This window comes from Glaciecola sp. HA4-3, assembly GCF_055693685.1.
This window is the reverse complement of sequence record NZ_CM146340.1, coordinates 2,999,701-3,021,269: the sequence shown is the minus strand read 5'-3', so window position 1 is coordinate 3,021,269 and position 21,569 is coordinate 2,999,701. Positions and strand designations below refer to the sequence as shown.

General features: G+C 41.1%; 18 protein-coding genes and 1 pseudogene. 12 read left to right on the top strand and 7 right to left on the bottom strand.

Annotated elements, in window-relative coordinates; all coding sequences use genetic code 11:
* Positions 1 to 7: 7 nt before the first annotated feature.
* The 5 genes from ACZ1G6_RS14555 to ACZ1G6_RS14535 form a co-directional block, all read right to left on the bottom strand.
* Entirely contained in the window at positions 8 to 2,182 is a 2,175-nt protein-coding gene (locus tag ACZ1G6_RS14555) for a M3 family metallopeptidase (protein WP_472616945.1), read from the bottom strand.
* A gap of 72 nt (positions 2,183 to 2,254) precedes the next feature.
* Positions 2,255 to 2,959 (bottom strand): DUF1826 domain-containing protein, encoded by a 705-nt coding sequence (locus ACZ1G6_RS14550; protein WP_472616944.1) that lies wholly within the window; start codon positions 2,957 to 2,959, stop codon positions 2,255 to 2,257.
* Between the two features lies 1 nt (position 2,960).
* On the bottom strand, positions 2,961 to 4,196 hold the full coding sequence (gene zigA, locus ACZ1G6_RS14545) for a zinc metallochaperone GTPase ZigA (protein WP_472616943.1): 1,236 nt from the start codon (positions 4,194 to 4,196) through the stop codon (positions 2,961 to 2,963).
* A 47-nt stretch (positions 4,197 to 4,243) separates the two neighbouring features.
* On the bottom strand, positions 4,244 to 4,642 hold the full coding sequence (locus ACZ1G6_RS14540; protein WP_472616942.1) for a MerC domain-containing protein: 399 nt from the start codon (positions 4,640 to 4,642) through the stop codon (positions 4,244 to 4,246).
* 58 nt (positions 4,643 to 4,700) lie between these two features.
* Positions 4,701 to 5,231, bottom strand: coding sequence for a ZrgA family zinc uptake protein (locus ACZ1G6_RS14535; protein WP_472616941.1), 531 nt, complete (start codon positions 5,229 to 5,231; stop codon positions 4,701 to 4,703).
* A gap of 129 nt (positions 5,232 to 5,360) precedes the next feature.
* Here ACZ1G6_RS14535 and ACZ1G6_RS14530 point away from each other — a divergent pair.
* Positions 5,361 to 6,726: pseudogene (locus tag ACZ1G6_RS14530) on the top strand (alkaline phosphatase PhoX).
* 119 nt (positions 6,727 to 6,845) lie between these two features.
* Entirely contained in the window at positions 6,846 to 9,275 is a 2,430-nt protein-coding gene (locus tag ACZ1G6_RS14525) for a CehA/McbA family metallohydrolase (RefSeq protein WP_472616940.1), read from the top strand.
* Between the two features lie 26 nt (positions 9,276 to 9,301).
* Here ACZ1G6_RS14525 and ACZ1G6_RS14520 read toward each other — a convergent pair whose 3' ends face one another.
* Complete coding sequence (locus tag ACZ1G6_RS14520) at positions 9,302 to 9,847, bottom strand: hypothetical protein (RefSeq protein WP_472616939.1); 546 nt, start codon at positions 9,845 to 9,847, stop codon at positions 9,302 to 9,304.
* Positions 9,848 to 10,168: 321 nt separating this feature from the next.
* Between ACZ1G6_RS14520 and ACZ1G6_RS14515 the strand changes: the two genes are divergently transcribed.
* The 4 genes from ACZ1G6_RS14515 (at position 10,169) to ACZ1G6_RS14500 (ending at position 13,538) form a co-directional block, all read left to right on the top strand.
* The gene (locus ACZ1G6_RS14515; protein ID WP_472616938.1) at positions 10,169 to 10,486 is read left to right on the top strand and encodes a hypothetical protein; all 318 of its coding nucleotides are present in this window, start codon (positions 10,169 to 10,171) and stop codon (positions 10,484 to 10,486) included.
* The gene (locus ACZ1G6_RS14510) at positions 10,434 to 11,534 is read left to right on the top strand and encodes an amidohydrolase family protein (RefSeq protein ID WP_472616937.1); all 1,101 of its coding nucleotides are present in this window, start codon (positions 10,434 to 10,436) and stop codon (positions 11,532 to 11,534) included. Before ACZ1G6_RS14515 ends, ACZ1G6_RS14510 begins: the two co-directional genes overlap by 53 nt.
* Before the next feature lie 217 nt (positions 11,535 to 11,751).
* Complete coding sequence (gene cysD / locus ACZ1G6_RS14505; protein WP_472616936.1) at positions 11,752 to 12,672, top strand: sulfate adenylyltransferase subunit CysD; 921 nt, start codon at positions 11,752 to 11,754, stop codon at positions 12,670 to 12,672.
* On the top strand, positions 12,672 to 13,538 hold the full coding sequence (locus ACZ1G6_RS14500; RefSeq protein ID WP_472616935.1) for a glucosamine kinase nucleotide-binding domain-containing protein: 867 nt from the start codon (positions 12,672 to 12,674) through the stop codon (positions 13,536 to 13,538). Before cysD ends, ACZ1G6_RS14500 begins: the two co-directional genes overlap by 1 nt.
* On the opposite strand, the gene ACZ1G6_RS14495 is transcribed toward ACZ1G6_RS14500, so the two are convergent.
* Positions 13,516 to 14,778: a multifunctional CCA addition/repair protein gene (locus tag ACZ1G6_RS14495; protein ID WP_472616934.1), complete on the bottom strand. Its 1,263-nt coding sequence runs from the start codon at positions 14,776 to 14,778 to the stop codon at positions 13,516 to 13,518. The two genes, ACZ1G6_RS14500 and ACZ1G6_RS14495, sit on opposite strands and share 23 nt — an antisense overlap.
* 184 nt (positions 14,779 to 14,962) lie before the next feature.
* Here ACZ1G6_RS14495 and ACZ1G6_RS14490 point away from each other — a divergent pair, with 184 nt between their 5' ends.
* From ACZ1G6_RS14490 to ACZ1G6_RS14465, 6 genes are all read left to right on the top strand, one after another.
* Complete coding sequence (locus ACZ1G6_RS14490; RefSeq protein ID WP_472616933.1) at positions 14,963 to 15,904, top strand: RNA repair transcriptional activator RtcR family protein; 942 nt, start codon at positions 14,963 to 14,965, stop codon at positions 15,902 to 15,904.
* Positions 15,905 to 16,019: 115 nt separating this feature from the next.
* A complete protein-coding gene (locus tag ACZ1G6_RS14485) occupies positions 16,020 to 16,616 on the top strand; it encodes a hypothetical protein (protein ID WP_472616932.1) in 597 nt (198 codons plus the stop codon).
* 39 nt (positions 16,617 to 16,655) lie between these two features.
* Positions 16,656 to 17,414: a hypothetical protein gene (locus tag ACZ1G6_RS14480; protein WP_472616931.1), complete on the top strand. Its 759-nt coding sequence runs from the start codon at positions 16,656 to 16,658 to the stop codon at positions 17,412 to 17,414.
* Between the two features lie 5 nt (positions 17,415 to 17,419).
* Positions 17,420 to 17,968 (top strand): hypothetical protein, encoded by a 549-nt coding sequence (locus ACZ1G6_RS14475; protein WP_472616930.1) that lies wholly within the window; start codon positions 17,420 to 17,422, stop codon positions 17,966 to 17,968.
* Positions 17,969 to 17,988: 20 nt separating this feature from the next.
* Positions 17,989 to 19,461, top strand: a complete 1,473-nt coding sequence (locus ACZ1G6_RS14470) for a tetratricopeptide repeat protein (RefSeq protein ID WP_472616929.1) — start codon at positions 17,989 to 17,991, stop codon at positions 19,459 to 19,461.
* Positions 19,462 to 19,489: 28 nt separating this feature from the next.
* Positions 19,490 to 21,556 carry a PEGA domain-containing protein gene (locus ACZ1G6_RS14465; RefSeq protein ID WP_472616928.1) on the top strand — a complete coding sequence of 689 codons (2,067 nt, stop codon included), beginning with the start codon at positions 19,490 to 19,492 and terminating at the stop codon, positions 21,554 to 21,556.
* Positions 21,557 to 21,569: the final 13 nt, after the last annotated feature.

Below are 21,569 nucleotides of genomic sequence, written 5' to 3'. Positions count from 1 at the left end.
ACACTAACTACTCATCAAGTCCTCTGTTTCTTAACAAAGCATCTGTTGACGGCTCTCTTCCTCTAAACCCTACATATGCGTCTAAATAATCAAGCGTATCGCCAGTGCTAAAAACAAAATCATATAAGCGTTTTGATGTTTCTTCATCAAAGATGTTTTCTGCTTCTAAGAACGCATCAAAGCCATCGGCATCTAAAATTTCAGACCACATATACGCATAATATGCTGATGAATATCCGCCTGAGAAGATATGTCCAAAGTGGGTACTTCTATGACGCATGATGATTTCATCAGGCTTGCCATATTCACTGAGCACTTTGTCTTCAAATGCTCTTACATCTAGCCCGTCTACTTCAGTCATTTGGTGATATGCCATATCAACAAGCGCAGATGCAGTGAATTCCACTGTGGCAAAACCTTGGTTAAATGTGCTTGCAGCTTTGATTTTTTCTAGCAAAGCATCAGGCATGGGCTCGTTTGTTTGATAGTGGCGTGCGAACTGCTTTAGGATCTCAGGTTGGGCAATAAAGTGCTCATATATTTGGGCAGGAAATTCAACCCAGTCTCTTGGGACATTTGTGCCTGAGAGTGTGGGGTAGGTTACATCTGAGAGTAAACCGTGAAGTGCATGACCAAATTCATGAAATAGCGTGACGGCGTCACCATAACTCATTAGTGTAGGTTCACCTTCAGCAGGCTTATTAAGATTCATGTTGTTTAAAATAAGTGGCTTTACGCTGCCCTCAAGTTTTTGTTGCATTCTAAATGCACTCATCCATGCGCCAGAACGTTTTGTGCTGCGGGCATAATAGTCTCCAAAGAACAAGCCTATAGACCTTCCTTTGGCATCAAAGACTTCCCATACTCGAACAACAGGGTTGTATACAGGAATATCGCTACGTTCTTCAAAACTTAAGCCAAAAAGCTTGTTGGCAACATGAAACTGAGCCTCAATCATATTATCAAGCTCAAAATATTGAGTAATCTCACCCTGATCTAAGTTAAAACGTGATTTACGCACTTTTTCGGCATAAAAACGCCAATCCCATGGTGCGAGTTCGTGTTCTGCGCCCTCTTGAGCCATCAATTCTAAGATCCATTGTTTCTCTTGTTCTGCTTTTTTAACTGCAGGGTCCCAAACCCTTAAGAGCAAATCCATCGCTGCTTGCGGTGTTTTGGCCATTGCGTTTGACAAAACATAATCTGAATGATGTTCATATCCCAACAATTGAGCGCGCTGGGCTCTTAAGGTCACTATTTCTTCAATAATCCCTTTGTTATCAAATTCATTGTCGTTGTCGCCGCGTCGTGCCCAACCTTCAAATGCTTTTTGGCGTAAATCACGTCTTTCTGAAAATTGTAAAAACGGTTGAACACTTGAGCGATTTAAAGTGATGACGTATTTATTTTCAAGATCTCTTGCTGCTGCTTGCGCTGCGGCAGCATCAACCACGCTTTGAGGTAAACCGGCTAAGTCTTCTTCGCTTAGCACAAGTGTAAAGGCGCGAGTATCGTTTAAGACATTTTGGCCAAATTGCGTTGTTAGTGAAGAAAGGCGCTCATTAATATCCGCAAGTGTCGCTTTATCCGCTTCATTTAGGTTCGCGCCAGCGCGCACAAAATCAAAATAGATACGCTCGGTTAAACGCAACTGCTCAGCATTTAAACCAGACTCTTTTCGAGTGTCATATACCGTTTTGATTCGTTTAAATAGCCCTTCATTCATTAGAATTTCATTGCTATGGCGAGTTAGTTTAGGGGATATGTCTCGCTGTAAGCTTTGCAGCTCTTCGTTTGATTCAGTATTGGCGACATTAAAGAATACGCGGCTGACTCTGCTTAGTGCGCCACCTGAGCGCTCCATTTGTGCTAGCGTATTTTCAAACGTAGGCAAACTATCACCTGTGGCAATAGCGTCAATTTCAATTTTATGTTGTTGCATTGCTTGTTCAAAGGCAGGCGCATAGTGCTTTGTTTCTATTAAACCAAAAGGGGGTGCATCAAATGGCGTATCCCAATCGTTAAAAAATGGATTATCCTGTTGTGTTTCGCTGACAGTGTCTTGTGCATCAGGCTGACTTTGTTCAACGCTTTGCTGCTCGGGCACAGAACAAGCACCTAGCATCAGCGCGGCTGAAATCGCAATCGCGACTTTGCGTAATTTAAAATTGTCATATTTCATACTGAGTCCTATTTTCTTCTTTTAAATGGATAAAAATTTGAGCAATTGAATTTGTTGGAAAGTCATGCCGGTTTAGAGCACAAAATCCAAAGTCATTAATATACGTGCATCCTTAGGTTTTAGAGCAGGTGAGCGATGTACTAGCCCTGCACCTTCATTGTTTTCCCACGTTTCGCCTTTTAGTAAAGCAACATGTCCACACTCAAGCTGCCTAATATCACTTGGCTTTTTATAAAGACCAGAGACTTCATCGGCTTTACCTGCACTACCATGACCAAGTTTGGAACGATCAACGCTGTTATGTTCGAGCCATTGCGTTCCTGCCCCTGCATAGGTACTAACTAAGCGGCAAGGGACTTTATCAACATGAAAACGCGGGCACATTGCTGTATTTAGTGTTGATAGTCGCAGTCCAACCTTCGGCGCATCAAACAGCGTACAAAACATATCGATTGTCTGTGCTATTTCATTGCGAAATTCTTCGCCATAATCTCGATCATAGGCAATCTTTGCGATATCTTGTTGGATAGTAGTTGAAGAAATTTGTATGTTTGTGTTCGGTAAAGGCCTGTTTTTGATGTCATTTTGTAGTGCTAATATAAAATTCTGGTCAAGCGAGCGCTGCCATATCGCGATATTACACTGCTCTTTATAGATATTTGTTAAAATCTCTGGAGATGACGATGAACAAGCATGTCGATGCGTCACAGAGTTTTCAGTCTCAAATAGTGTATGTGAGTTTTGAGTAGAAGCGCTATCGTTAAATTGTAATTCCATTTTATTGCTCCCATGCTGGAAATGGGTCATTAAACTCTAACCATGCTTTTTGCCCACTCATTAAGTCCTTATCGCTTAATAAGCAGTTATCTAAGGCTTGCGTTATTGCATGTTGATCTAGACCTTGACCAATAAAAACCAGCTCTTGTCGCATATCGCCAAAAGGCTCCTCCCATTGTTTTTCAATAGACTTGAGATACTCTTTGTCAGTTGGCCATTGGTCCCTTGGTACAGCCATCCAAAACATTCCACCGTATCCATAATGAGCAATGCCGCCTGCTTGATTCCATTGCCCAGCAAATTGCGGACGAGTTGCAAGCCAAAAGTAGCCTTTTGAACGCAAAAGCTTTCCGTAACCTTCGGAATCGTGCAAAAACGAATAAAACTTTTCGGGGTAAAATGGGCGTCTTGCAGAGTAGGTAAAGCTGCTGATTCCATATTCTTGTGTCTCAGGTACATGCTCACCGCGCATTTCTTGCAGCCATCCTAGCGCTTGTTGGGCTTTGTCAAAATCAAATAACTCAGTACCAATGATTGCATTAATATCGACCATACCCTTGCTAATCGGAATGATGCGAGCACTGGTATTAAGGGTTTTTAAAATCGCTTGTAATCGGTCAAGCTCAGATTCATCTACTAGATCTGTTTTACTCACCAACAGAATGTCCGCAAACTCAACCTGGTCGATTAACAAATCAGCAACGGTACGTTCGTCCCCATCCCCCAGCGATTCGCCCGTTTCTTGTAAGTACTTGGCTTCTTCATAGTCTTTTAAAAAATTGACGGCATCTACCACAGTCACCATGGTATCAAGTTGCGCGATGTCGCCTAGTGATATGCCGTTCTCATCCGCAAATGTGAAGGTTTCAGCGACTGGCATTGGCTCAGAAATTCCTGTAGATTCAATAAGTAAGTAATCAAATTTACCTTCTTCAGCTAGTCTGCCTACTTCAACAAGTAAGTCTTCTCGCAAGGTACAACATATGCACCCGTTGCTCATCTCGACAAGTTTTTCTTCACTATGATTAAGCGATACTTCTTTTTTGACTAAATCGGCATCAATATTTATTTCACTCATATCATTTACGATGACGGCCACTTTTTTACCTTCTCTATTTTGTAAAACGTGGCTTAATACAGTTGTTTTACCCGCTCCCAAAAATCCGGACAAAACGGTTACGGGAAGCCTTTTTATAGGTGGATTTGTTGGCAGACTATTTGAGGTAGTATGACTCATAATAAATTTCCTGACTTGGCGTTGGGCTTAAATAATTAGACGAGGTGCTAGATGTTAGCGCGTTGTTTTTTCTGTCGGAGCCGAAAGTTGCGTATATGACCATAAGCGATTAATAACGAGCCTATCAAGGTCATCAATACTTCGCCTTGTTCTGATACGATATCGTGGCCAAACACCGCAGTTACTGCCAGTACCAACATGCCTAGCGCACTTATAAAAAACACATTTTTACTACGATGATGAATATAGCCGAAGGTTACTGCAAAGACGCTAATGGGAATAACACCAAATAATAGTAGAAGATGAAAATGCTCATCATTAATTCCAAATATTCCCGAAAGAGATGGAATTGCGATAAGAATTAGCGGAATAGCTATACAGTGCAGCACACAAATAAACGACAAAGCAATTGCGGCTTTATCACTTATGTTTACCAAGCGCTTCATGACACCCTCTTCAATAATGAAGTGCCAACTACATAAAATGAAATATTGGTGTTGCTATTCATTCGTTCAGCCTGATTATTCTATTATTTTGATTTAATGCTGTAGCGCCTTGCCGTGACGTGCTTATCCACTGAGCATCAATAGTGTTAATGGAGTTTGCCCATGACAATAAAGTGACATCAATCGAATCAGGAGTAGCTTCACATGTTGCTAAATAAGTTATGCTGATATCAATGTGATTATGCTTATCATCGTGGGAATGCTTATGGGAATGTTTGTCTTGATTATGCGCTGTTAAGTTCTCAAGAGAGTGGGATGCAGAGCTTACTTGGCACTGTGAAGGAAGTGTCATTATTTTGCTGGTTTCATTGATCTTTTGGATGAATCCATCTACCGCCTTAAATTGTTGTTCGGTTTGAGGCGCGTGCTCAAAGCCTAAAATATCCCCTGCAGGCAAGATGAATTGAAACTGCCATTGATTCGCGTCTTGTGCAATCAGCAGTTGACCTTGACCATGTATATGTTTTTGTGCGAAAACAACAGTGTTGCTACAACAAAGTAATATTAATAGTAAAAATCGGGTTAACATTCATTACTCACTTATCAGTTGGTGATTGAAGTTTGATGTAAGCTTTGATATTTTGATACATTATAACATATCGTAAAAAAATTAAAGCACAATTTAATCATTGCTACCATCTTATTTAAAGGAATACGTATGCTAAACAGAAGACAGTTCAATAAAGGTTTACTTGCACTAGCATTAGCGGGCTTAGCAAGTCATTTGCATGCAAGTCCTAGCTTAAACGTATTGATGGGGCGAAATCGTGCATACGGTCCTTTGATACCCGATCCTAAAGGGATGTTAGATTTGCCAAAAGGGTTCAGTTACAAAGTCATTTCACAGCTTGGTGAATTAATGGATGACGGTTTGAAAGTGCCCGACAGAGCCGATGGCATGGGTTGTATTCCCATTGACGAACATACAGTCGCGTTAATTAGGAATCATGAATTATCACCTATGAAAAGCGATAGTGATGCAAAAGTCAGTCAAACATTGGCATCAAAGGCGTTTGATAGCGATAAGCAAGGTTATCCATTACCTTAGTGGAACGAGCCATATGGTTTATAACTTAAAAACAGGTAAAGTTGAAAAGCAGTTTATGTCTTTGTTAGGCACTATCAGAAATTGTTCAGGGGGCACAACACCATGGGGGTCTTGGTTAACATGTGAAGAAACGGTCGCAACGGCCTCAGATACGATAAATAAGAACCACGGCTACGTGTTTGAAGTTCCGTCAAAAGCAACAGGTCTTGTTGACCCTGTTCCATTAAAACAAATGGGACGTTTTAATCACGAAGCAGCTGTTGTAGACCCTAAAACAGGTATTGTGTATTTGACTGAAGATCGTCACGATAGTCTTTTTTATCGATTTATCCCTAATCAAGCGGGTCAATTGCAAAAAGGGGGCAAACTTCAAGCACTTATTGTCTTGGGTGCACCTAAATTTGATACCCGTAATTGGGAATCTAGCACCTTGATGCTAAATCAAGAAAAGACAGTAACTTGGGTCGATTTAGATAATGTTGATTCCGAACAAGATGATTTAAGAGTGAGAGGCTTTGAAAAAGGCGCTGCGCTATTTGCTAGAGGCGAAGGAATTTACTATGAAAATGGAGAAATGTATTTTTGCTGTACTAATGGAGGAGCCAAAAAGCTCGGCCAAATAATGCGCTATCGGCCATCAGAGTTTGAGGGTACGGACAAAGAACATATTAAACCTGGCATTTTGAGCTTGTTTCTTGAAAGCGCAGACAAAGCCTCGTTTAATTATGGTGATAACATAGCCGTCGCACCTAACGGTCATTTATTGGTTTGTGAAGATCAATACTCAGATACCGTAAATAATAATTTAAAAGGCGTTACACCAGATGGCGATATATACGATTTTGCAAAAGTACGCTGGCAAACAGAGCCAGCAGGCGCATGTTTTTCTCCTGATGGAAACACCCTGTTTGTAAATCTATATTCACCAACAGCTACCTTGGCAATTACAGGGCCTTGGCAGAAATTTGAGGCGTAAGCCAGCAGTAGTATGCCACGCGCAAGCTCAATAAATACAAAAAAGTGTCAATATTGCTAAGTGGTGACGATAGGATTATGCTTACTAAACAATAATTTGCTATCAATATGTAGATCATCATGAAGAAATGGTTAGCCGCAACCCTTTTAAGCACTGCGTTTTTTAGTCATGCAGAGTGGACTAATTCCTACCCATTAATTGAAAATTTTGGACATCATGTTTATTTAGAGGGCTTTGAAGTCCCCATCTTCAATGCAGGAGCAACAGATCCCGCTTTATCACCTGATGGCAAATCACTTGCATTTGCTTCTCGCGGTTGGATTTGGGTGTATGACTTAGCGACAAAGCAGGCTCGTCGAATTACTCAAGCAGCAGGAGTTGACGCTAGGCCAGCTTGGTCAAATGATAGTAATCAGCTAGTGTTTGTCAGAGTAAACAAAAAAGCGATAAGTTTGGTGACAGTGGCGCTTGATACACTTAGTGAAACCGTCATTGAAGATACAGATGCTATACATCTTGATCCAAGTTTTTCAAATGATGATACGTCGATATTATATTCATCTTCTCGTTCAGGCCCAATGGATATCTGGACATATGAAATTGCCAGCCAAACAAGCCGTTTATTTTTACCAAATACTCAACAAGGACGCCGTGAAGTTTTTCGTAAACCCAGCATGAGTTCTGATGGCAAAACTATAGTGTATGTCAATAAACAAAATACCAAAGACAGCATTAAACGTTTTGATATCGACTCTCAAAGCGCAACAACCTTAATCAGTGATGGCATTACTGCACAAGCCGATTTTTCAATTTCGCCTGATGGAAAATATATGGCATATGTTTGGCCATATGACGGTGGCTGGGAGCTTAGGCTATTGGCGATTGAATCGCCACATACTTCAGTTCTGTTAAGCAAAAATAAAGGTATGCCATTGAGTCCTTCATTTAGTGCAGACGGGCAGACAATATACTTTGCAGAAGCGGACGAAAACGAACAAAAACGTATTTATCAGATACCAGTGGTGGGGGGAGATGCGCGCCAACTGCTTATTAATAATTGGGATTGGGGTCAAAACATTGGCCGAATACGTTTAACCACCAAGGTTGATGGTAAACCAATGCCTGTAAGACTCAAGGTTGTTGATGCACAAGGTCATCCAATCGCCCCTGATATTGGTGCAGTAAGAAAAGAAATGGAACATAGTAATGTGTTTTTCTATTCTTCTAGCGCAGGGGACATTGAATTATTAGCACCTGTAGGAAAGATTACTGTTACCGCTGTTTATGGTTTCGAAACGCAAGCGGTTACACAAACATTTAACTTAAAAAAAGACCAAACGATAACAGGTGAGATTGCACTTGAACGTATTTGGGACGCCTCTTCTAAAGGATGGTATTCAGCAGATACTCATTTTCATTTGAACTATGGCGGTACTTATCGTCTAGATCCTTCCGATATTGTGCCGGACATGATAGCGGAAGGAGTTGATGTAGGGGTGCCTTTGCTTGCTAATTTGCACAATCGTTTTTTGCAACAGTCCTTATGGGGTTGGGAGCGTAGTCAATCACCTATTATTTATTTTGGTCAAGAAGTGCGATCTCATTTTTTAGGGCACATCGGTATTTTTGGCATGGATGAATTATTCTGGCCTTGGATTTGGGGGCCATTTTATGAGATTTACAAAGACGACGATCGGGCCAATGCTGAGCCACTTGAACACGCGCACAAAAGTGGTGGTCTAGGCGGATATGTTCATCCAGTTGCTATTCAAAACCCACTTGTTCCAGATAACTTTTCAAGTATACCGATTGGCTTAGTAGCAGATGCGGTACTTCAACATACCGATGTGATTGAGCTTGCATGTTTATGGACTGACGAGATTGGAACTGCGGCTGTTTGGCATCAGATTCTAAATATTGGAGTACCTCTTGCAGCAACAGCGGGTAGTGATGTCATGAACAATTACTATCATACAATGCCTATTGGCTCGACGCGTGTTTATGTAAAACCAGAAAAACCCTTGTCTCGCTCAAGTTTTGAAAATGCGCTCAAGCAAGGTAAAAGTGTTGTGTCCAACGGACCGATGCTAGAATTTTTGCTAGACGAGAAGGGGCCAGGAGAAGCAGTTGCTAAAGGCGGACAAACGCTTAATTGGTCACTTAATCTGCACAGTGCGTTGCCCGTTGAGTCAATCGAGATATATGTAAATGGGAAGGTCGTTGATACCATTTTGCCGAATCAGGGCAAAAGTACATCTTATAGTGGAAAGTTAAGCTTACCAGTTGGAGGATGGGTGACCGCACGAGTTTTAGGAAATAATACAGGCTGGCCAGCGCAAGACAGTTATTTATACGCTGAATCGAGCCCTATTTGGATTGGTCAAGTCGGTAGCGTCGACCCACAAGTTCAAAAACAATCAGCGCAATTACTGTTAAATATCCTTGAAAATGCTCGCACTAGGCTAAAAGAGGGTTACGGTGATGCCCAAATTCCGAAGCTTGAAGCGCATTTTGAAAAGGCCAAGAAACGCCTAGAAACCATGTTGTAAATTGGTGCTAGGCGGGGTATTTGTGGCTAATGTCCGGATACTTGGCCAGTCAAAACATGCTTTGAAAGAATCGTTGACCAAGTATTCTCTATTTCAGGAATTAGTTTCTGAAAAGCCTGCTTTTCAGTAATAACGCGCATATCATCGACTGCATTTGAGGTACTCCAAACACTTGAGCTCTTTGTTTGTTTAGCGGTTGCTTCACTTAGGCCATATAAATACTCAGTACGAACGTCAAAAAAGGCAGCCGAGACGGTAGTTATGACAGACACTTCTTTATTTTTAAGAAAGCCTAAAGTAAAAACGTTCAGTGGTGCATATTTTTGCTCTCCTACGTGAAACGTCGTATCAAATGTATAAATTAGTAAGATATCAGCTTGCAAGCGAGCAGAGGCTTCACGTAACGCTTTAATTGAGTCTAGGTTTGATGGCAATAATATGCGGTTCAAGGGGGCAAGACCTGCAACTTCAGGTAGATTTAATAATCGTTCAAAATCTTGCTCACTTTCGACTTCACGGGTACTAACAATACTGTATCTACCTGTACCAAAGCTACTGGCTGTGTGTGACACGTATCCATAGTGCCTGAATTCTTGCAGTTGCGATATTGGCGGGAAAATTTGCAGCAGGCTCCTTAGACATCAATACATTTATGTCAGCATCAGCTAGCCCGCTTAACTGAACACTTCCACCAGAGTGTGGTATAGGATGCACATCCAGCTAGCACTAATAAGCCTATAAGAAGCATGCTTTTGAAAAAGGTCATAAACACTCCAAGTTTGCAAAAAGTTTGAATCAACAATCGGCGAAAATTTATGCTATCAAGCCAATTTGTGTTTTGCCACCATAATTACCATACTAAGCATTCAAAAAATAAAAAAGTGACTCATTCTATGTCTATATCAAAAGTCTTCATACTCATCATTTGTGTTGTCCTGTCTGCTCCACTTTTTGCCGACACCAAAGCGCTGGTTGGCGGTCGTCTAATTGATGGTTATGGCCATCAGCCTATCGCAAATAGCGTGATATTAATAAAAGACGGTTTGATAGAAAAAGTGGGCAGCGTTGATACCTTAGCTGTTCCTGAAGGCTACGAAATTATTTCTACAGAAGGGATGGATGTTTTGCTAAGGTCTTTGGGAAAACCACGCCCATTTGATGTTAAATGGGCATTCGGACTATACCTATTGGGACAAAGCATATATCGATAAATTAGGTACCGAGATTATGCCTGCCAGTGCAGTGCAATTGCTGCTTGCAGGCGTTACCAGCGCTCGAGATCTAGGCGCCCCTCTAAAAGAGTCTATTGACATTAAAACCCAAATTGACAATGGAGACATACCGGGTCCAAGACTTTATGTATCAGGCCCTTTTTTGCAACATAAAGCGTATCCTGGCACTGAAGCTTTCAGGTGGGGAGTACAAAGTGTCCAAGATGCAAAGAAAAAGGTAAATCGATTAGCTGATGCTGGTGTGGACATTATCAAATTAATCGACCATGACATGATGGACTTAGAGGTTGCACAAGCTATTGTTGATCAGGCCCATGAACGGGAATTGATTGTGGTTGCGCACTCACACAAACCTGATGAAATTAGAAGAGGCTTACAAATAGGTGTCGATAATTTTGAGCACACAGGGTTAACTACTGCGCCTGCTTATCCTGACGATATAATTGAACAATTGATTGAACGCACCGCAAAAGGTCGAGTTGCAGGCGGACCACTTTATTGGACACCGACGGTTGAAGGTTTATGGAACTATGATTTAACCGTAGCCAATCCAGAACGCTTGGACAATAAATGCTGGCATCGTGGCTTAAAAGATAGCACCATAAAAGATATTCGAGCTTCACTACAAAATGTAGGGCAACTCGACTACATGCAATTAACACCTTTACGTAAACCTACGCTTAAGAACAAACTTAAACAGCTACGAAATGCTGGTGTAGTTATGCTTATTGGCACCGATAGCGGCATCCCGACCAAATTCCATTGCCAAAGTACTTGGAATGAAATGGCATTTTGGGTAGATGAGATGGAAATATCGGCTATGGATACTATCCGAGCAGCGACATACTGGCCGGCGGTGTTAATGAAAGTAAGTGACAAGTCAGGTTCTATTAAAGCAGGCAAGTATGCTGATATTATTGCCGTAAAAGGCGATGTGCTGCGTTACATTAATCTTCTACAAAATGTAGATATGGTGATGAAAGGTGGCAAGGTCTATAAACTAGACGGCAAAGCGACAATTGATTAGTTAGGTACAGGACGAAGCGTCCTATCTGAATCATGATCTCCATATTTTTCAAAATCATTTGAAAGCTTTTAGCAAGGCTGCATGCTTTTCTATGCCTTTAAAGCCATTTCATCTTTGATATTCGAAACAACGCTAAGTTTTGGTATAAACAAATTAAAGCTTGTTATACTTTTTGCGTATAATGTGCAAATAAATAAAGTACACATTAAGGGTCAATATGCATAATTTCTCTCACTTACAGCAACTTGAGGCAGAGGCCATTCATATCTTGCGAGAAGTTGCTGCAAGTTTTGATAACCCATGCATGTTTTACTCCATTGGCAAAGATTCAACCGTGATGTTGCACTTAGCAAGAAAGGCATTTGCACCAAATAAAATTCCCTTTACTTTATTGCATATTGATACAACTTGGGAGTTCCATGAAATGGGAACGTTCAGAGATAATCTTCAGCAAAAGCTTGGATTTGATTTGATTGTACATATTAATCAAGAAGCCCTAGACATGGGAGTGCACCCAATCGAGTCTGGTTCCGTAAAGTATAATGATCACATGAAAACCATAGCGTTAAAGCAAGCGGTCGATGCACATAAATTTGATGCAGCGCTCGGTGGAGCAAGGCGCGACGAAGAAAAATCACGTGCTAAGGAAAGGGTGTTTTCAGTTAGAAATGAACATCATCAGTGGGACCCCAAGAGTCAACGCCCAGAGCTATGGTCAATTTATAATACGCAAATAGATAAAGGGCAATCGGTAAGAGTATTCCCCTTGTCTAATTGGACAGAGCTTGATATTTGGTTATATATTCTAAAAGAACAGATAGACATCGTTCCATTGTACTTTGCCGCTTCGCGCCTGAGTTGGGTTGATGAGGAAAGTGGCCAAATCTTGGCTCTTGATGATGAGCGAATGCTGCCACACCTAAGCGAAAAAGAAAAAGGTAGTCTTCAAGAACGTATGATTCGTTTTCGTACTTTAGGTTGCTATCCACAAACAGGCGCAGTATTGAGCAACGCTGATACGCTTGAAGGTATTGTGACTGAAATGATTACTAGCAAAACAAGTGAACGTGAAGGGCGTTTGTTAGATAAAGACCAAACAGGCTCTATGGAAAAGAAGAAGCGCGAAGGGTATTTTTAGTGACGGATCCGCAATATTACCTTGGTGTCGATGGCGGGGGTACAAAGTGTCGTGCAAGGCTTGAGGATAGACAGGGAAATTTGCTCGCTACAGCTCATTGTGGCGCGGCGAACGTCTCTTCAGATTTTACAAGCGCTTTGCTACATATTAGACAAACATGTGATGCGCTTTTTAAACAAGCTAATTTAGGCCAAGATGCTTATTTGATGACAAAAGCAGGTTTTGGCCTTGCAGGTATAAATTCTCTTTCAGAATCGCAAAAAAATAAACTATGCGCATTTGGTTTCATGCAAACGACGCTATTTGAAGACTTGCAAGTTGCCTTAGCAGGTGCCCATGGCCAAGCAGAAGGTGGTCTTATTATTACTGGAACCGGCTCTTCAGCTTTAGGAGTAATGGGCGATACGCGCATACGTTTGGGTGGCCATGGATTTATACTGGGGGATGAAGCCAGCGGTGCTTGGTTGGGAAAACTAGCTATTCATCACTTATTAGCAACCATCGATGGCTTTAATGAATTTGATGAGTTTACAACTGACTTGTTTGAATATCATAAGTGCAGTTTAAGCGCCGATTTGGTGAGTCAATATTCACAGGCAAAACCGGCATTGTTTGCACAACTTGCTCCAATGGTATTTGAGCATGCAATAGCCAACAACGATTATGCGTCGCGATTGATTAAACAGGGTGTCGATTACATAACATGCTTGTATGATTTTTTGAATCAAGCTGGCATAACAAAAATTGCACATGTTGGAGGTTTAGCTCAAGCGTATCAAGCATTTCTGCCTGAGACTTGTCGTAAAGCGCTTGTAAAGCCAATACTAACTGCTGAGCAAGGCGCTATTCTTCTTTTGAAAACCTAAGTTTTGTTGCTTTAATTTGATTAATTTGTGCCTGTTTTAAGGCTTCCCCTAGTGCTTCACCCTTACGACCTGCTTCTATCGCACTTTGGATAATCCCTTTGTTATCTAAGGCTGTTAAATCACGCAAAATGGCAAAAGCAAAGTCAGCTGTAACATAAGGCCTTTGTTTAAGTTTTTCCCCTCTACCTTGCGCATCGCACTGACAAGCTTGAATAAATTGTGTAAAACGCTCAGGTTTTTTGATGGCGTTGAAGCTTTTTACTATAAACTTGAAAATAGTTTTAGGAGTTAAATCAAATAGCCTGTGGCAATGCAGGTGATATTCACTAGTCAAAACGCTCAGATCTCGATAGATATTGGGCACTTTTAGGCGCTCACAAAAAGTAATAATGATATCAATGCCTGCTTTTTCATGGCCATGCAGGTTTCCTCGTTGCTCCATACAAATTGGCTTACCAAAATCATGGCAAAGCGCTGCAAATCGCGTAGGTTTATCAAAACCTAGCTCGGCGGCACGCTTTAAAGCAAGCATTGTATGAATAAAGACATCACCTTCTGGATGATGTTGCGGCGGCTGCTTTACCCCTTTCATCACGAAAATTTCAGGGAAAATATCAAAAAGAACGCCAAGCTCATCTAAGGTTTCAAAAAATAATTGAGGCTCGCGCTCACCTAATGCTTTTTCCGTTTCCTTCCACACACGCTCAGGCACTAAGGCATCTAATTCACCATTGTCTCTCATGGTCGTGATTAAGTCGCATGTACCCTTATCAATGCTCCACTCATAACCATATCTGGCTCTGAATCGCGCAATTCGCAATACTCTTACGGGATCTTCTTGAAAGGCATTAGTAGTATGTTTGAGTACTTTCTCATGAAGATCTTTTTGCCCATTAAATGGGTCAATAATATTGCCGCTATGGTCTTGAGCCATCGCATTTATCGTCAAATCACGCCTAGCAAGATCCTCTTCTAGTGTCACACTGGTACTTGCATCAACGCTAAAGCCGGTATACCCAGCTGATGTTTTACGTTCCGTTCTAGCTAAGGCATATTCTTCTTTTGTTTTAGGGTGAAGGTAAACTGGGAAGTCTTTACCAACAGGAATGAAACCCTCTTGCTTCATTGTTTGAGGAGAAGCGCCAACAACAACATAGTCTCTATCAAAAACAGCCCTATTAAGCAGTTTGTCTCTAACGGCGCCTCCCACTAAGTAAACACTCATTTGCTTTGACATCACTTTTGTTTTGTTAAATATAATAAATTAGCCAAAGATTAGCCCTTAACTCAAGAGTAAACAAGAGGCTGTGTGCGGCGCTAGGTTTCTTTGTGAACATAATTGGTAGTTTGTCGATAAAACAATGGGCTATTTTATGTAAATACCCATATATTAATAGATATAATAATTATCCAGTAAGATAATAATGAGTCAATCTACTAATATTGCTATAAGTTTTGTCAGCACCACACAAGATTATGCTAGCCAGCGAATAAATAGATGGGACAAATGGCGTCCCTCCGTTGGCTTATGTGCACAAAGCGACTGCGTTTTTGACAAACTTTTCTTGTTTTATGATACAAAAAATCCCCAAAGTGAAAAATTGGCTTTAGTGCTTAAACAAGACATTACTAAAATATCGCCTGATACCACAGTAGTGATGCAAGCGATGTTAGTTTCGTCTTCTCAGCCATACAATGCGATATACGAGCGCCTAAAGTCATGGAGTCAAGAACATCAAGATGAATTTAAGGCTGCAAACTTGTTTTTTCACCTTACCACCGCATCTGACATTGTGAAAACAGCGATGCTAATGTTGGCTGAAAGGCAGTTTATAAATTTTGAACTTGCTCAGACTTTCGGGCAAAAAATACAGGATAATGTTTATAAGGGAATGTTAAATTGCTTTTCGTTTGCCTCGTCAAGTAATAATAGTGTCGAGATAAAACCAAGTGCTCATCAAAATCATGGCACAAAAGTTATAAGTTCGGATAATGCGTCGCTGCAAAATGAAGAACAATTAGCAAGTTTCACAGAGTCAGTTAAAGATCTCGCGATGTTAGGAAAATCGCTTAGTAAACGGCTGTTGTCAAATACTAAAATGCCTCAGGCACCCATGCAAAATGACAAGCTTGTAGAAAAAGCGATTGGTCATAGCCGGTGTGCGAAACTTGATTATTTTGAAAAACACCAGTTGAGTTTTGTGTTGTCGGTATGCCTTGAACATGGCTCTATGGCATCGGCAGGCCGTGCGCTTTATGACGTTAGTCGTTTAGAAAAATCGATGACAAACGACTCAAGTCGTTTGCAAAAATATTTACGTAAGTATGATTTGAATTGGAAGGATTTGCATTCTTTGCGCGATTAGGCAGTTGTCTAGCCATAAGCGCATGGTAATTATGTATAATTACAGAACCTTTTTATAATTATGCTACTCTAAGGTTTATTATGAATAAGATGTACGACGGTAAAGGTGACAGCTTATGAGGCTAAATAAAACAAAGGTGAGCAACACATATAGAAGCGATCAGCGTTCAAAAATATTGAATACTTTAGGACTTGTCCTTTGTGTAGTGGCTGTTCCCTTAGCATATGCCCAACAAGCGCCTGTACCGACGACCGCTTATGAATGTTCGCAAGTGGCTATTGAAGATGTAGATCCCCAATTATTGACCAAAGAAGAGAGAATCGCATTACTTGATGGTTCTTTAACAGACTCTATTAATAGCTTTAGTACTTGTGTCAGTGCCGTTCAAGAATCGTTCAGTGGTGGTGGCAATGGCAATGGCTCTTCAGCGGGGTCAGCAGAAGGTCAAGGAGAAGCCCAGCAGTCTACCCAAGATGGCCAAGGTACATCTAACACGACTAATGGTTCGCCTACTAATCCGGATGATCCTATTACTAATCCGCAAACAAGCCCGCAAAGCGAAACAATTAATGCAAGCCAAAGAGAAGTGGTTGCACCTAAAGATAATGATAGAATCATCTGTAAGCTTTTATATGCCGAGATTCAAAAAACAAGCGATACCACTATGCTTGATGGGCTCAAGCAACAATATAACGACTATAAATGTAATTAACACCCGCCATTGTAAAGTGGACGACAAAAGGAAGTAATTGTGAAAAGCCTTACCGATAACTTACTGCGTAAATCTTCATTAGCCTTAATGGCTGTTTGTGTAGTACTAGCAGGTTGCAATAGCACATCTAACCGAGTGGGTAACCAGCCTATTTTGGTTGGCCCTTCTGCTCAGGCAACTCAAATCACTCAAGATAGCGCCAACCCGAATGAGTTAGTGAATGCCGAAGTGTTTTTAGATGTCGCTATACCCACTTTCGAGCCAGGATTTCCCAAAGATAGTTTTGGTTTGATTGATACCGCAGAGTTGGACGAGCAGGGAATTTGGCCACAACTAAGAAGAACTGAAGCAAAGCTATTTGCTGCGGACTTAAAGTCGGCGATGGACGATGAAAGAGTCTTTGGTAGTGTGAGTGTTGTGCCAGATGCTAGCACTCCGTCAGATTTGTTTGTATTGGGAACTATCCTTGAGTCAACCAGCAAAGATGTTGGTATTGAAATTATGGTACTAGATAGCACAGGTGAGATTTTGGGGGTTGAACAATTTGAGCATGAAGTTTCTCCTGGCTTTAAACGTGATCAGCGAAATGCCAATAGAAATCCCTATGAGCCTCTATTTTTAAGAGCAAGTGATTATGTTGTATCGTTGCTGCAAAAAATGTCTACCGAGGATAAAACGTATATCAAAAATATGTCGTTGATGCGCTACGCAAGGTACTATTCGCCAGAAAATTATGATGATTTTATTGAATCTGAAATAGAGCGTTCCAGGGGCAACGCTATTACAAGTTTTCACTAAGCAAAATGCCAGACCCCAATGACCCAATGCTTAAACGCATCGCAGACCTTCGAGCGCAAGAGCTATTGTTTGTGGATAAGTTACAAGATAATTATGATGTATTTCAGGCAGAGACCAAAGATGCCTATACGACATGGCAAAATGAGACACTTCCTGAGATCATTGCTGCTGAGAAAGCTCGGTCAGAGCGTAATTCAAAAGCCGCATTAGGTATAGGAGCTGCCATTTTGGGTGCTATTTTAATTGCCAAAGGCTCAGAAAAAGAACGAGGAGATAGCGATCGAACAGCGATGGAAATCGGAGGTGTGTTAGCTGGTATAGGTTCGGTATATGCCATTAATGAAGCATTTAAAAACAATTCACGTCTGAAAGTACAAAATGCAGTTATTGAAGAGCAAGGTCAGGCTCTAGATTTAAGCGTAGGTCCCATTGAAATGGAATTTGAAGATGAAGTAGTTGAGTTACAAGGCACTGCGCAAGAGCAGTATTTGCAATGGAAAACTCACTTGAGAAAAATCTTCGAAGAAGAAGCTACGCCTGATGTTCAACTGTAGATCTAGGAGAGAATAATACAGTGTCATCCGATAATGATAATCAACTAGCACAAGCTGACAATCAAGCAGATGCGCAAATTAAAGCGCACCGCTTAGCGCATCAAGCTAAACAAAAAAAAGTATTCGCCATAGCCCTAGCCATCATTGTCCTGTTGGCTTTGCTTATTTCTGCGCCTAAACTTCTCGACTTATTGAACACGCCTAGTACAGACGCAGAATCACAAGTAATAAATCCTAGGCAAACAGATTTATCTGAGAACGAAATCTCTGAGCTTAGGTCATCCTTTCAATCAAAATTAACGCAGTATGAGATTGAAGTGCAAACAAAAATTGACCAAGTCGTGCTTGCTGACTTTGAATTGCAATCAATTAGTGCACTTAACTTACTCAAAGACCGAACGTTAACAGCCTTTGCGCAAGGCATGTTTATGCAAGCAAACACCAATTTAGAACAGTTATTTGCAGATGCAAATCAAATCATTAATCAGTGGGAGACGCAGACCGAAAGTCATATCAACGCGGCAAGACAGTTTTTTGAACAAGAGGATATTGCCAGAGCAAGCATCGAAATTAACCAAGCACTCTCTTTGATGCCTAATAACCCTGAAGCATTGTCTTTAAAATCAAGAATCGAGGCTTTCTCTGAGATTGAAGTCTTATTACAGGACTTATTTGTTGCAGATTTAGAGCGAGACTTAGATAAGCAAATATCGCTTATAAAAGCGATTATCAGCCTTGACCCAAAACGCACAGAGTTAGAATCACGTCTAACCAAAGCGCAGCTTGAACGTCAAAATAATCGGTTTACTGATGCACTAAAACAAGCAAATAGAGCATTTGATGAGGGTAAGTTATCGGATGCGCAAACTTTGTTGAATCAAGCAAAGAAAATTCGTTCTAGGAGCCAAGGTATTTCCGTATTGCAAGCAAAGCTTGATCAAGCGAAGGCAAGTCAATCGCTTGCTGGGAGTAAGAAAAGCCTTTTAGCAAAAGCACAAAGCGACGATTGGGATGGCGTTTTATCTCAGGTAAATGTCTTATTGAAAAAATATCCTAATGATGCTGAGCTAATAGCCTTGTCTGAAAAAGCGAGTAAGGTTGTCAATGCAAAAAAGTCTTTAGCCTTGTTTGCTGCACGACCCGAGCGTTTAGCTGATGAAAATATTCGTAATGCAGCCCAAAATGCGCTGCAAAATGCGTTTGCGCCTTCTTTAAATTCACCGAGTTTACAAGGCATGATCGCACAAGTTGCTCAGTCTCTTGAAAATTATTCGGACCCCGTTGATATCACAGTACAATCAGATGGCGAGAGTTATTTAATTGTCATTGGGGTAGGACACGTTGGTTCACACGAGCAAAAAACCATTCAACTCACACCGGGTAGTTATGTATTACAGGCCACAAGAGACGGATTTAAGAATAAACGACTACCATTTGATGTCGTTGCCAATACCCCCATCACTGTATCTCTTGCATGTGATGAGCTTATTTAATTAATCACTATATCGAATCACAATTATCATGACATCTCCAAACGAAACAGAGCAAGATAAACAAGATAGCGAAGTGTTGACATCTAGCACTACTCAACCAGATATCGATAAACGAATAAAAAAAGCGCAACGCAAGGGTATTGGTGTTTATGTGCTGTCAGGCGGTTTGACTCTGATAGTCGTATTACTATTTATTTTCTGGCTATTTTTAGTCAAAGGCTACAACATCATTGTGGGACCTAAAGAAGCTCTGCCCAATGCACAGATCTCCCTTGAATCTGGGATAGCATGGATTACCAATAATAAAGTATATACCTTAGGATCTGAGGTCACTATTAACGTTACCGCAGATACTTTTGTTCCAGCGAAGGCTATTGTTAGCCAGTCAAGTCCATCAAATATCGAGATTGTATTACAACCTAGTCCTTCAACTATAAACGCAATAATAGATAATGACGTTTCCCAAGCGCTTGCAGAACAAAGTCAGTGGTCAGTTGATGGTGAGCTTGTGCATGTTGGTAAAGAATTTGTGCACCAACTTTCCCCCGGGACTTATGATATTACGCTGGATAACCCTTACTATCTGGGTCAAACAAAAACAATTACCACCAAGAGAGCCCAGCAAATCGATATGCGCTTCACGCTAAGCTCATTTGAGGGAAGCATCAGTATTGATTCAGTGCCCCAAGGTGCGAGTTTGTCGATTGATGGCATACAGATAGGACAAACTCCCATTACTTTGAGTAAAGATGGCGGAATTTATGAAATCGTACTAACTAGTAACGACTACCAAAGCATTGAAGAAAGCATAGAGCTTACGCTAAATAGGCCTGAACAAATCCGAAAGTATCAATTAGCCGCTAAGCAAGGTACCTTAAATATTTCTGCCAACCCAAGTGATGGTGTGTTGCTTATTAACGGAAAATCAGTCTCGCTTGGCCCCGTGATGTTAGATGCAAATTTGTCCCATAGTGTTGAGTATCAAAAGCCTGGGTTTACCACCTTTAAACAAGAAGTAAACGTTAACACAAAAACCCGCACGGACCTTGATATTGTTCTTCAAGCCTTGTTTGGCCAACTTAGTGTTGCTAGTAATGTACCAGCAACTGTGAAAATTAATGGTGTTCGTAAGGGCAACACGCCATTTAGTGATAGTTTTCCTTCGCTTGCGCAAACTGTTGAAGTTAGCGCTCCAGGATATCGTACAGTTACTCAAGTGGTGACCCCAAAGCCTAATCAGCGCACACCAATAAAAGTGCAACTGCTTACCGAGTTTGAAGCAAGACGGCAAGAGGGAGTACCGTTATTTGTTGAGCAAATAGGTATCAAGATGAAGCGCTTTTCAGGTGATGCATTTGTCCTTGGGTCTCCAGCAAATGAAAGAGGAAGAAGGCGTAACGAACATCAAGTTTCAGTGGATTTTGACCGCCGCTTTTGGGTATCAGAAACAGAAATTACACGAGCTCAGTTTGCAAAGGCCTTGGGTCAAAACGAAACAAGTAAACAAGCTATGACTAATGTAAGTTGGGTTGACGCTGCGCGTTTTTGCAACTGGTTAAGTGAACAAGAAGGTCTTCCTCCGTTTTACCGCTTTAGTGGTGCTAGGTATCTTGGGTTCAATAATCTATCTACAGGGTATCGATTGCCTACCGAAGCGGAATGGGAATGGCTAGCTAAAAAGGCGATGCGATCTTCATCGACAACCTATATTTGGGGTAATCAAGAAAACATCCGCAGAAACACGGGCAACTTTGGGGATGAGTCTAGGCAACAACAGCAAGCAATATACTTACAAGACTACGATGATGGTTTTGCAGGAATCGCCGATGTTGCCAGTTTTCCAGCAGACCGCGCTGGTTTATTTGATTTAGCAGGTAATGTAAGTGAATGGGTTAATGACAGATACACTAACAGTGTCCCTGACCTAAGTAATACATTTGTGGATTATACCGGTGCAATGAGTGGAGATGCTTTCGTGGTTAAGGGTTCTAACTATACCAGTGGTCGTTTAAGAGAGTTACGTGTTTCGTTTCGAGATTTCGCGATTGAAGGAAAAGATACAATCGGCTTTAGAATTGCCCGTTATGATCAATAAAGTGGGAGTAAAA